The 12412-nt window shown below is 70.6% G+C and carries 8 protein-coding genes; all 8 read right to left on the bottom strand.

Going from position 1 to position 12412, the window contains the following annotated elements:
* Positions 1-5: 5 nt before the first annotated feature.
* The 8 genes from ESZ52_RS00040 to dnaA all read right to left on the bottom strand — a co-directional run bounded on the left by ESZ52_RS00040 (position 6) and on the right by dnaA (position 12205).
* On the bottom strand, positions 6-743 hold the full coding sequence (locus ESZ52_RS00040) for a DUF3566 domain-containing protein (RefSeq protein ID WP_238154387.1): 738 nt from the start codon (positions 741-743) through the stop codon (positions 6-8).
* On the bottom strand, positions 740-3475 hold the full coding sequence (gene gyrA / locus ESZ52_RS00035; RefSeq protein WP_131103129.1) for a DNA gyrase subunit A: 2736 nt from the start codon (positions 3473-3475) through the stop codon (positions 740-742). The genes ESZ52_RS00040 and gyrA overlap by 4 nt, the downstream gene beginning before the upstream one ends.
* Positions 3476-3543: 68 nt before the next feature.
* Entirely contained in the window at positions 3544-5709 is a 2166-nt protein-coding gene (gene gyrB, locus ESZ52_RS00030; protein ID WP_131106326.1) for a DNA topoisomerase (ATP-hydrolyzing) subunit B, read from the bottom strand.
* 293 nt (positions 5710-6002) lie between these two features.
* Positions 6003-6512: a DciA family protein gene (locus ESZ52_RS00025; RefSeq protein WP_131103128.1), complete on the bottom strand. Its 510-nt coding sequence runs from the start codon at positions 6510-6512 to the stop codon at positions 6003-6005.
* Complete coding sequence (locus ESZ52_RS00020; protein WP_131103127.1) at positions 6509-7873, bottom strand: DNA replication/repair protein RecF; 1365 nt, start codon at positions 7871-7873, stop codon at positions 6509-6511. Before ESZ52_RS00020 ends, ESZ52_RS00025 begins: the two co-directional genes overlap by 4 nt.
* A gap of 24 nt (positions 7874-7897) precedes the next feature.
* Entirely contained in the window at positions 7898-9004 is a 1107-nt protein-coding gene (gene gnd / locus ESZ52_RS00015; protein ID WP_131103126.1) for a phosphogluconate dehydrogenase (NAD(+)-dependent, decarboxylating), read from the bottom strand.
* Positions 9005-9093: 89 nt separating this feature from the next.
* Positions 9094-10227, bottom strand: coding sequence for a DNA polymerase III subunit beta (gene dnaN, locus ESZ52_RS00010; RefSeq protein ID WP_131103125.1), 1134 nt, complete (start codon positions 10225-10227; stop codon positions 9094-9096).
* 538 nt (positions 10228-10765) lie between these two features.
* Entirely contained in the window at positions 10766-12205 is a 1440-nt protein-coding gene (gene dnaA, locus ESZ52_RS00005; protein ID WP_131103124.1) for a chromosomal replication initiator protein DnaA, read from the bottom strand.
* Positions 12206-12412: the final 207 nt, after the last annotated feature.

Genomic DNA, 12412 nt, shown 5'->3' with positions numbered 1-12412 from the left:
CGGTCTTACTCGTCGGAGAGGGTCAGCTGGGCGCCGCCGACGAGGGCGGCGCAGATGTTGTAGAGGAAGGCGGTGAGCGTGGCCAGGGCGGTCAGCAGGAAGACGTTGAGGATGCCCAGCACGGCCGCCAGGGCGGTCACCCGGGTGAAGCCGAGGTAGTCCTCGAGGTTGATCGAGGGACCGCCGGTCTCACCGCTGGTCACCTGCGCGAGGAACTCGTTGACCGTGGAGAAGACGTTCATCCCCGACAGCACGGTCCACAGCACGGCCACCATGACGACACCCGCGATGCCCAGCGCGACCGAGACCAGGAAGCTGATCTTCAGCACCGACCACGGGTCGATCCGCTGCGCGGTGAGCCGCACCCTGCGCGGTGCACCCCGCCGCGGCGGCCGCGACGCCGGACGCTGGCCGCCGGGCCGGGGCGCGGAGCCACCAGGGCGGCTGCCCGGTGCACCACCGGCGGTCGCGGTTCGCTGAGCACCCTGCTGCCCGCCGCGGCCGGCGGTCGCGCCGGCAGCCGACCCGGAAGCCAGCCCCGCGGTCGTGCCGCGCAACGCGCGGGCCTTGCGTGCAGCGAGGTCACGACCCTGCGCGGTCCGCGCCATGGCGCCGTCCCGCATCCGTTCGGCGGCCGAGCGGTCCTGGTCCGCACCGGACCCCTCGCCCGTCCGGCCCTCGGAGCCGGGGTCACCCTCCGACGACGAGGACCGGCCCCCCGACGGGTCGTGCGTGGTGCTCATGCATCGTCTCCTGTGCCGTCATCGTCCTCGGACGCCTCCTCGGCGTCCGGCAGGTCCGTGACCAGGTGTGCCTCGGACCCTTCCGACGGTACGGCATCGTCAGCGCCCGGGCCGTCATCCGCGCCGTCCACCGTGTGGTCCTCCACCAGCTCCTCGGCGAGCTCCTCAGCGGCCTCGGCCTCGGCAAAGGCCGTCTCCAGTTCCTCCTCCACCTCCGCGGTGGCCTCGGGGTTGCGGGCCACGGCCACGATCGAGTCGCCCCGGCCCGGGGTGGCGAAGATGACGCCGGCGGTGTCCCTGCCGGTGGAGCGCACCTGGTCGATGGGGGAGCGCACGACGTTGCCTCGCTCCATGACGACCATGACCTCGTCGCCCTCATGGACGGTCAGGGCACCGACCAGGTCGCCGCCCTTGCCGTTGGTCTTGGCCACCTTGATGCCCAGGCCGCCGCGGCCCTGGACGCGGTACTGGGAGACCGGCGTGCGCTTGGCCATCCCGGTCTCGAAGACGACGAAGAGATAGGGGTCCTCACCCTGCGGCACGACCTGCATGGCGAGCAGCTGGTCCTCCCGGCGGAACTTCATACCCGTCACGCCGGAGGTGGCGCGGCCCATGGGGCGCAGCGCCTCGTCGGTGGCGGTGAAGCGGACCGACTGGCCGCCGCGGGAGACGAGCACCACGTCGTCCTGCGCCGACGCCAGCGCGGCACCCACGACCTCGTCACCCTCGCGCAGGTTGATCGCGATGAGGCCGCGGGACAGGCGGGAGTCGTAGTCGGTGAGCCGGGTCTTCTTCACCAGGCCGTTGCGGGTGGCCAGCACCAGGTACGGCTCCTGCTCGTAGTCCTCGATGGTCAGCACCTGCCGGATCCGCTCGTCCGGCTGGAAGGCCATCAGGTTGGCCACGTGCTGACCCTTGCCGGTCGGCCCGCCCTCGGGGAACTCGTACGCCTTGGCCCGGTAGACCCGGCCCTGGTTGGTGAAGAAGAGCATCCACTGGTGGGTGTTGGTGACGAAGAAGTGCTCCACCACGTCGTCCGCCCGCAGCGCCGCCCCGCGGCGACCCTTGCCGCCACGGTTCTGGGCACGGTACTCCCGCACCGGGGTGCGCTTGACGTAGCCCCCGCGGGTGATCGTGACGACCACGTCCTCCTCGGGGATGAGGTCCTCCATCGACATGTCGCCGGCGAAGGGCACGATCGTGGACCGCCGGTCGTCGCCGTACTTGTCGACGATCTCGGTCAGCTCCTCGGAGACGATCTCCCGCTGACGCTCCGGCGAGGCCAGGATCGCCTCGTACTGGCTGATCATCGCCTGCAGCTCGTCGTGACGCTGCTGGATCTCGTGGCGCTCCAGGGCGGCCAGGCGGCGCAGCTGCAGGTCCAGGATCGCCCGGGCCTGGATCTCGTCGATCTCCAGCAGCGCCATCAGCCCTTCCCGGGCCTCGTCCGCGCTGGGGCTGCGACGGATGAGTGCGATGACCTCGTCGAGCTGGTCCAGGGCCTTCAGGTAGCCCCGGTAGACGTGGATGCGCTCCTCGGCGTCGCGCAGGCGGTAGCGGGTCCGCCGGACGATGACCTCGACCTGGTGGTCGACCCAGTGCCGGACGAAGGCGGAGATCGGCAGGGTGCGCGGCACCCCGTCGACCAGCGCCAGCATGTTGGCGCCGAAGTTCTGCTGCAGCTGCGTGTGCTTGAAGAGGTTGTTGAGCACGACCTTGGCGACCGCGTCCCGCTTGAGCACGATGACCAGCCGCTGGCCGGTCCGACCGGAGCTCTCGTCGCGCAGGTCGGCGATCCCGTGGATCCGGCCGTCCTTGACCAGCTCGGCGATCTTCTTGGCCAGGCTGTCGGGGTTGACCTGGTAGGGCAGCTCGGTCGCGACCAGGCAGGTGCGGCCCTGGATCTCCTCGACCTCGACGACGGCCCGCATGACGATCGAGCCACGGCCGGTGCGGTAGGCGTCCTCGATGCCCTTCTTGCCCATGATGAGGGCGCCGGTGGGGAAGTCGGGGCCGGGGATGAGCTCGAGCAGCTTCTCCAGCAGCTCCTCACGGGTGGCCTCCGGGTGCTCCAGCAGCCACTGTGCGCCGGACGCGACCTCGCGCAGGTTGTGCGGCGGGATCTGGGTCGCCATCCCGACCGCGATGCCGGCCGAGCCGTTGACCAGCAGGTTCGGGAACCGGGAGGGCAGGACCGAGGGCTCCTTGTTGCGCCCGTCGTAGTTGTCGACCATGTCGACGGTGTCCTCGCGGATGTCGCGCACCATCTCCATGGCCAGCGTCGCCATCCGTGCCTCGGTGTACCGCGGGGCGGCGGCGCCCTCGTCGCCCGGGGTGCCGAAGTTGCCCTGGCCCTGGATCAGCGGGTAGCGCAGCGACCACGGCTGGACCAGCCGCACCATGGCGTCATAGATCGCCGAGTCACCGTGCGGGTGGTAGTTGCCCATGACGTCGCCGACGACGCGCGCGCACTTGGAGAAACCGCGGTCGGGACGGTAGCCGCCGTCATACATGGCGTAGAGCACGCGCCGGTGCACCGGCTTCAGACCGTCGCGCACGTCCGGCAGCGCCCGGGAGACGATCACGCTCATCGCGTACTCGATGTAGCTGCGCTGCATCTCGGTGTTGAGGTCGACGATGTCGACCTTGTCGATCTCCCCGGGCGAGCGGTCGACCTTCGCGGTCGTGGGGTCGGGGTTCTGCGGCAGGTCTGGGGTCTCGTCGTCAGCCATCGGTCACCTTGTGTCGTCGTGGTTCAGGCAGGCAGGTATATAGGGCGGGCGGGTCGTCGCGCGACCCCTCAGATGTCGAGGAACCGCACGTCGCGAGCGTTGCGCTGGATGAAGTTGCGGCGGGACTCCACGTCCTCGCCCATGAGGATGGAGAAGATCTCGTCGGCCTTGGCCGCGTCGTCCAGGGAGACCTGGAGCAGCACCCGGGTCTCCGGCGCCATGGTCGTCTCCCACAACTCCTGGGCGTTCATCTCGCCCAGACCCTTGTAGCGCTGGGTGCCGGAGTCCTTGGGCAGCCGCCGGCCGGCCGCCAGCCCCGCCTGGATCAGACCGTCGCGTTCCCGGTCGGAGAAGGCGAACTCGTGCTCGGCGTTGGTCCACTTGATCCGGTACAGCGGCGGCTGGGCCAGGTAGACGTAGCCCGCCTCGATCAGCGGCCGCATGAAGCGGAAGAGCAGGGTCAGCAGCAGGGTCCGGATGTGCTGGCCGTCGACGTCGGCGTCGGCCATGAGCACGATCTTGTGGTAGCGCGCCTTGTCGAGGTCGAACTCCTCGCCGATCCCGGTGCCGAAGGCGCTGATCAGCGCCTGGACCTCGAGGTTGGCCAGCACCCGGTCGATCCGGGCCTTCTCCACGTTGAGGATCTTGCCCCGGATCGGCAGGATCGCCTGGTGGTGGGGGTCGCGCCCGGAGACGGCGGAGCCGCCGGCCGAGTCGCCCTCGACGATGAACACCTCGGACTTGGCGGGGTCCTTGGTCTGGCAGTCCTTGAGCTTGCCGGGCAGGCCACCGGACTCCAGCAGACCCTTGCGGCGGGTGGCGTCCCGCGCCTTGCGGGCAGCGATCCGGGCGTGCGCCGCGTGCACCGCCTTGCCGACGATCTCCCGGCCCTCGCGCGGGTGCGCCTCGAGCCAGTGCCCGAACTGGTCGGTCATCGCCGACTGGACATAGCCGCGGACCTCGGAGTTGCCGAGCTTGGTCTTGGTCTGGCCCTCGAACTGCGGCTCACCGAGCTTGACCGAGATGACCGCGGTCAGGCCCTCGCGGATGTCCTCACCGGTGAGGTTGACGTCCTTCTCCTTGAGCAGCTTGTTCTCGCGGGCGAAGTCGTTGACCATCCGGGTCAGCGCCGCGCGGAAGCCTTCCTCGTGGGTGCCGCCCTCGTGCGTGTTCACCGCGTTGGCGTAGGTGTGCACCGACTCGGTGTAGGCGTTGGTCCACTGCATCGCCACCTCGACCGAGAGCATCCGCTCCTCGTCGGCGGACTCGAAGGCGATCACGTCCTGGTGGACGGGCTCGCTGCGCTTGCTCTTGTTGAGGTGGGTGACGTAGTCGAGCAGCCCGTTGTCGTAGCGGTAGACGACGGTGCGCGGCTTGGCCGTGGTCCCGGTGCCGCTGGGCCCCGCGCCACCGCCGGCAGCCTCGGTGCCGCCGTTCTCCTCCGTGAGCGTCTCGCCGTCGACGTCGGTGCCGCCGTCGACGTCGCCAAGACCGTCCAGGTCGTCAAGGTCCTCGTCCAGCGCGTCGACGGGTGCTGCCTCGCGGGGCCGCTCGTCGGTCAGCGCGATGGTCAGGCCCTTGTTGAGGAAGGCGTACTGCTGGAAGCGGGCGCGGATCGTCTCGAAGTCGAAGATGACCTCGTCGAAGATGTCCACGCTGGGCCAGAAGGTGATGGTGGTGCCGGTCGAGCGCTCACCCTCGTCGGCCGCGGGCCGCTCGGCCAGGGGCTCCTGCGGCACCCCGAGGTGGTAGGTCTGCTCGAAGACCTTGTCGCGCTGGCGCACCTGCACGTCCAGGCGCGCGGAGAGCGCGTTGACCACGGAGGAACCCACGCCGTGCAGACCACCGGAGACCTTGTAGCCGCCACCCCCGAACTTGCCGCCCGCGTGCAGCTGGGTCAGCACGAGCTCGACGGCCGGCTTCTTCTCCACCGGGTGGATGTCGGTCGGGATACCGCGGCCGTTGTCGCGCACCCTGACCCCGCCGTCGGCGAGCAACGTGACGTCGATGCGGTCGGCATACCCCGCCAGCGCCTCGTCGACGGAGTTGTCCACGATCTCCCACACCAGGTGGTGCAGGCCGCGGGCGCTGGTGGAGCCGATGTACATGCCGGGGCGCTTGCGGACGGCCTCCAGGCCCTCCAGCACGGTGATCGCCGAGGCGTCGTAGGCCGAGGCGGTCGCCAGGGACTCCGGCTCTCCGTCCTGTGCGGGCGCCTCCGGCAGCTCGGGCATCGCGGGCTCCACCGGCTCTTCCGGTCCGATCTCGGGTCCGACAGACGACAAGGGGGCTCCTTCACAGGATGGGCAAAGACGTCTCAGTCTACCCGTTATGAGGCCGGAACCCGACTTTCCACGGGGTGATTCGGGGAGGGTATGCCGTGCCAGCGGCCCGTGAAGGCGGTTCTGACGGCTTCGACCCCCCGGTCAGGACTCCCCCCTCGCACCCGCACCCTCACCGGCTCGCCGCCCGCTCCGCGCGTATCTGCCTCTGTCCTCGCTCTGACGTCACCCTCAGCCATCACCACTCAGCCGTAGGTGTCCCGCGGGCCGGGGCCGCCGGACGACAACGGACCCTTGCGCCAGTGTGGCCCGGCCGGTCCCTGCACCTGGATGTCGGTCACCACCCCGGCCCCCACCTCCGCCTCGATCCGGGCCAGGACCGAGGACTGGAGCAGGCGCATCTGGGTGGCCCAGGCGCTGGACCTGGCCCGGACGGTGAGGATGGTGCCCGTGAAGGCGATCACCTCCACGTTGCGGGCGACCTGGTCGCCGACGATCGCGGGCCACCGGCCCACCACGGAGCCGACCTGCACCTCCGCGTCCCAGCCCCGGCTGGCGACCAGCCGTTCGACCTCGTCGCCGACCAGGAGCGGGTCGCGGCCGGAACGGGTGGCCGGCGCCTGTCCCACGCCGCGCCGCCGTCCCGCGGACGCCGGTGACCCGGGCCGCAGCCCTTTCTCCCGGGCCGAGCGTCTGGCCCGCGCCAGCGCCTCCCGGGCGGCGTGCAGCGGGTCGGGCGGCTCCTGCTCGGTCACCGGGACCCCGGGTCCTCCGGCGCCGCTGCTCCAGCAGCAACCCCGGCAGTTCCTTGGCGCTCGTCGGGATCGTCGGGATCATCGGGATCCTCACCCGCCCCCGCCTCGCGCGGCGTGACCGAACCCAGCACCACGTCCAGCACCCGGCCGTCAGTGCCGAGCAGCTGGGCCGGCACGTCCGCGGCCACCGCCGCGGTCACCAGCACCTGCTCGCAGTCGGCGACCAGCTCGGCCAGCCGCTCCCGCCGACCGACGTCGAGCTCGGCGAAGACGTCGTCCAGGACCAGCACCGGGTCCGTGCCCAGGTCATGACGCAGCAGGTGGAAGCCGGCCAGCCGCAGGGACAGGGCCAGGCTCCAGGACTCGCCGTGGCTGGCGTAGCCCTTGGCGGGCAGCTCGCCGAGCGTGAGGACCAGGTCGTCCCGGTGCGGGCCGACGAGGCAGACCCCGCGCTCCTGCTCCTGACGGCGCACCTGCTCGATCGTGGCGAGGATGGCCGCCACGAGCTCGTCCTGGCCGGGGACCTGGCCGGCAGCAACCTGCTGCGCCACGGGGGACTGCGGGTCGAGGGAGGAGCGGTAGGTCGCCTCGGCGGCCGCCTCGCTGTCGCTGATCGTCCGGTACGCCTGGGCGAGGTAGGGGCGGAGATCGCGCAGCAGCCGCAGCCGGGCGTAGAGCAGCGCCCCGCCGATCTGCGCCAGCTGCTCGTCGAAGACCGCCAGCGTGGCGAGCGCCGACGCCCGAGCCTCCTCCAGGGTCTCCCCCGGGGACAACCGGGGTCCGGACCCGGTGCGTGCTCCTGATCCCCTCGACACACTCGACCCGCTCGACCGGCCCGGCTCGCGCCACAGGTGGGCCGCCGACTTCAGCAGGGCCCCGCGCTGCCGTACGGCCTTGTCGTAGTCGGCCCGCACCCCCGCCCACCGCGGCTGCCGGGCCACCAGCAGCTCGTCCAGGAGACGCCGCCGCTCGGCCGGGTCGCCCTTGACCAGCGCCAGGTCCTCCGGGGCGAACAGCACGGTGCGCAGCGTGCCGAGCACCTCGCGCTGGCGGGTGACGGGCGCCCGGTTGAGCCGGGCCTTGTTGGCCCGTCCGGGCAGGATCTCCAGCTCCACCAGCGACTCACGGCCCTCACGCACGACGGTGGCGCGGACGATGGCCGACTCGGCCCCCGCCCGGACCAGCGGGGCGTCCTGGGCGACGCGGTGGGAGGCCAGGGTGGCCACATACCCGGCCGCCTCCACGAGGTTCGTCTTGCCCTGCCCGTTGCGGCCGAGCAGGACGGTCACGCCGGGCGTGAGGTCGACGTCGGCGGAGGGGTAGCTGCGGAAGTCGGCGAGGGAGAGGTGAGAAAGGTGCACAGACGTGGCGCCTGGGGCTGGCTGCTAGCCCCGGTCGTCGACGTCACCGGTGCCCGAGGTGGGGCCGACGGGTCCGCCGGTGGACCCGCTCCCGGAGGAGGGACCGGCGTCGTCGGCGCCCTCGGCCGCCCTGACGTCACCGCCCTGTCCACCGGGTCCGCCGCCCTGGTCCACCCGCGCACGATCCGCGTCGTGCTTCGGCTCCGCGCCCTGGTGGACCTCCACCTGGCCCGCGTCGTGGCCGTCGAGCATCTGCACCGCGTGCCCGCCGAACTGCCCCCGCAGGGCCGCGACCATCTGCATGGCCGGGGAGTTCTCCTGACGGGAGGCGAACCGGGCGAAGAGCGCCGCGGCGAGCACGGGCATCGGCACCGCCATCTCGATGCCCTCCTCGAGGGTCCAACGGCCCTCGCCGGAGTCGGTGGTGTACTCGCTGACCCCTTCCAGGCCGGGGGTCTCCTCCAGCGCCTTGACCGCGAGGTCCAGCAGCCAGGAGCGGACCACGGTGCCCCGGCTCCAGGCCTGGAAGCAGCCCGGGACGTCCTTGACGATGTCCTTGGCGGCGAGCAGCTCGTAACCCTCGGCGTAGGCGTGCATGAGGCCGTACTCGATGCCGTTGTGCACCATCTTGGCGTAGTGCCCGGCACCGACCTCGCCGGCGTGCACGAACCCTTCCTCGCGCGGTCCCTCCGGACGCAACGCGTCGAAGATCGGCATCGCCTTCTCGACGTCCTCGGCACGGCCGCCGACCATCAGCCCGTAGCCGTTCTCCAGCCCCCAGATGCCGCCGGAGACGCCGCAGTCCAGGTAGCCGATGCCCTTCGGCGCCAGCAGCGCGTCGAGCTCGAGGTCCTCGGTGTACTTGGAGTTGCCGCCCTCGATGACCAGGTCACCCTCGGTGAGCAGCTCGGCGAGGTCCTCCACCGTGGACCGGGTGGGCTTGCCGTGCGGGACCATGACCCACACCACCCGCAAGCCGTCGTTGTCGATCGCCTCGACCAGCTCCGGCAGGCTGCCGACGTCCCGCAGGCTCTCGTCCAGGTCGTAACCGACCACGTGGTGGCCAGCGCGGCGCAGCCGCTCGCGCATGTTGCCACCCATCTTGCCCAGGCCGATCATGCCGATTCTCATCGTGACTCCTCGTCGTGGGGGTGGGATGGGGATGGGGTATGTCGAGGGTTGCCGCGCGCGGGCCGGCGTGGCCCGTCGGCGGGCTCGGGTCAGCCGGCGAACCGCACCGGCATCAGGACGTAGCGGTAGGACTCGTCGGAGTCTCCGTCGACCTCTTTCTGCCCGGAGATGACGGCGGGTCGCGAGGGCTGGGTGAAGGCCAGGCGGGTGTACGGGGCACCGAGGACGCCCAGTCCGTCGAGCAGGAACTGGGGGTTGAAGGCGATCTCGACGGGCGGCCCGGTGAGGGTGGCCTCGACGGCCTCGCTGCCCTGTGCGTCGTCACCGGTGCCGGCCTCGATGGCGACGTGGTCCTCGGTGAAGCGCAGCCGGATCGGCGTGTTGCGCTCGGCGACGAGGGCGACGCGGCGGACCGCCTCGATGAGGCCCTGGGTGTCCACGACCGCGACCGTGTCCACCGAGGTGGGGAAGATGGAGGTGACCTTGGGGTACTCGCCGTCCAGCAGGCGGGTGGTGGTCCGTCGCTGGCCGGCCTCGAAACCGACCAGGCCGTCGCTGCGCGAGGCGTCGCCGAAGGCGACGTCGACCGAGCCGGCGGCACCCAGCGCCTTGGCGGTCTCGGACAGGGTCCGGGCCGGGATCAGGCTGATGTGGCTGGCGTCGGAGGTGCCGGGGTTCCAGGTCAGCTCGCGCATCGCCAGGCGGTAGCGGTCGGTGGCCAGCAGGGTGACCTTCTCGCCGTCGACCTCGACGCGGACCCCCGTGAGGATCGGCAGCGTGTCGCCGCGGTCGGCAGCGATGGAGACCTGCTGCACCGCCTGGGTGAAGACGTCGCCGGGGATGGACCCGCTCGGCTGGGCCTGTGCCGGCAGCTGCGGGTAGTCCGACACCGGCATCTGGATCAGCGAGAACCGGCTGGAGCCGCAGGTGAGCTGCACCTTGGCCCCCTCGGTCGCCACCTGTACCGGCTTGACCGGCAGGTTGCGGGAGATGTCGGCGAGCAGCTTGCCCAGGACCAGGACCTGCCCACCCTCCTCGACATCGGCCTCGACGGTCACCGTGGCGGAGACCTCGTAGTCGTAGGCGGAGAAGGTGAGCGTGCCCTCCTCGTCGGCCGTCAGCAGCACACCGGCCAGGACCGGCACGGGGGGACGGTTGCTCAGGCCGCGGACGACCCAGGCGACGGCCTCGGAGAGGACATCACGCTCGACACGAAACTTCACGACGGTGGCCCTTCGGCGGTCAGGACATGGATGTGGGATGCCAACTCTGCCACGTCCCCCGCCATGGTGTCCCACGGCCTCGGGCGCCCTGAGCCCCAGGGACGTGGATGACACTGTGCTTCGTTCTAGGGATTCGTCGTCGTCATCGGGCCTGTGGACACTGTGGATAACTCCTCGGCCGATCGGCCATCCGTGCAGGTGGCCCCGCGTGAAGCACCGCCTCTGCACCACCCGCCAGCCTGTGTATGCCTTCTGGACACCCCGGTGGACGACCACCCCGCGGGTGTGGACGGCGCCGCTCCGTCCCCACGACATACCGGGTCGTGCACCGCCCGTCCCCAGCCTGACCTGCGCAAATCCGCATCCTGTCCACAACCTTGTGCACATCCCCAGAGGGGCTTCCAAGCCGAGCGAGACACGGATCCGGCGGGACGGATGTGACGAAGGTGAACGGAAGTCAACAATGCACAGCTCATCCACAACCTGTGGATAAACCGGGGACAGTGAGAGGTCCGGGCGGCTGCTCGACCAGCGCGGGTCAGCGAGCAGAGGCCTTGCGGATGATGCCGGTCAGCTCGGCGATCTGGTCGTAGAGGGCCCGCCGCTCGCCGATCTGGGTGCGGATCTTGCGCTCGGCGTGCATCACCGTGGTGTGGTCACGACCGCCGAACGCCTGCCCGATCTTGGGCAGCGAGAGCTCGGTGAGCTCGCGGCACAGGTACATCGCGATCTGCCGGGCGTTGACCAGGGTGCGGGAGCGGGATGTCCCGCAGAGCTCGTCCTTGGTGATCTGGAAGTAGTCCGAGACCTCGTCGATGATCGTCGTGACGGTGATCCGGGAGGGGTCGCTGCCCGGGACGATGTCCTTGAGGACGTGCTGCGCGAGGTCGTTGGTGACCGGCTGCCCGGACAGGGACCCGAAGGCCATCACCCTGATGAGGGCGCCCTCCAGCTCCCGGATGTTGGTGGTGATCCGGGTGGCGATCAGCTCCAGGACGTCGTCCGGCATCTGCATGCGTTCCTGCGCCGCCTTCTTGCGCAGGATCGCCAGCCGGGTCTCCAGGTCGGGCGGCTGGACGTCGGTGAGCAGCCCCCACTCGAAGCGGCTGCGCAGGCGCTCGGCGAAGCCGGAGAGGCGCTTGGGCGGCTGGTCGGAGGTGATCACGACCTGCTTCTCGCTGTTGTGCAGGGTGTTGAAGGTGTGGAAGAACTCCTCGACCGTCTGTTCCTTGCCCTGCAGGAACTGGATGTCGTCGATGAGGAGGAAGTCCACGTTGCGGTACCGCCGTTGGAAGGCGCCCGCCTTCTCGTCGCGGATGCTGTTGATGAAGTCGTTGGTGAACTCCTCGGAGTTCACGTAGCGCACCCGCACCCCGGGGTAGAGGCTGCGGGCGTAGTGCCCGATGGCGTGCAGCAGGTGCGTCTTGCCCAGTCCGGACTCGCCGTAGATGAACAGCGGGTTGTAGGCACGGGCCGGGGACTCGGCCACCGCCAGGGAGGCGGCGTGCGCGAACCGGTTCGAGGGTCCGGAGACGAAGGTGTCGAAGGTGTACTTCGGGTTCAGCCGAGCGTCGTCGGCGACCCCCGTGACGGCCGGGCCGGCGGGACCCGCCGGAGTCTGCGGCACGGCAGCTCCCGGGACAGCGCCTGGCCCGCGGGAGTCCACGGAATGGTCGCTGGCCACGTCGTCACTGTCGTCGTCGACGGCCTTGCGCAGGTCCTCGTCGACGGTGATCGCCAGCCGGACGTCGTGCCCCAGCTCTCGGGACAGCGAGTCCTCGATGGGCCGACGCAGGGTGGTCTCGAGCATCTCCTTGGTGTGCGGGTAGGGCACCGCAAGGAGGGCGTTGCTGTCCAGCAGCCCGAGCAACCTGGTCAGCCGGAGGAAGGCGCGTTCCCGGGGCTGGAGCCCGTTCTTCTCCAGGTCGGAGACCACCCGCTGCCAGATGGCCTGGTGGTCGACCGGGAGCGGGCTCATGGGCGGGCACAGCCCCTCTCTGGTGTTTGACACGGGACAACGAGCCATCCCCAGAGTTATCCACAGGATGTGGAAGACCGGTGGATGAACGGGTCGGAAGCGCCGACGCTAACAAGCCGAGGCCGTGGCCCGCAAGTAGCCCCGGGGAGGATTCGCTGCCCTCGCGGCGTGTCGTGTGCCACCGGAGGGCGGCTGGGTGCACACTGA

The organism is Ornithinimicrobium sufpigmenti (genome assembly GCF_004322775.1).
Classification (GTDB): Bacteria; Actinomycetota; Actinomycetes; order Actinomycetales; family Dermatophilaceae; genus Ornithinicoccus; species Ornithinicoccus sufpigmenti.
Note: the sequence above shows the minus strand (reverse complement) of the source record. Positions and strands in the feature narration are given on the sequence as shown.

Coding starts and splice junctions, on each gene's coding strand:
- ESZ52_RS00040 (WP_238154387.1), bottom strand. CDS start 743: ATGAGCACCACGCACGACCCGTCGGGGGGCCGGTCCTCGTCGTCGGAG.
- gyrA (WP_131103129.1), bottom strand. CDS start 3,475: ATGGCTGACGACGAGACCCCAGACCTGCCGCAGAACCCCGACCCCACG.
- gyrB (WP_131106326.1), bottom strand. CDS start 5,709: ATGCCCGAGCTGCCGGAGGCGCCCGCACAGGACGGAGAGCCGGAGTCC.
- gnd (WP_131103126.1), bottom strand. CDS start 9,004: ATGAGAATCGGCATGATCGGCCTGGGCAAGATGGGTGGCAACATGCGC.
- dnaA (WP_131103124.1), bottom strand. CDS start 12,205: ATGAGCCCGCTCCCGGTCGACCACCAGGCCATCTGGCAGCGGGTGGTC.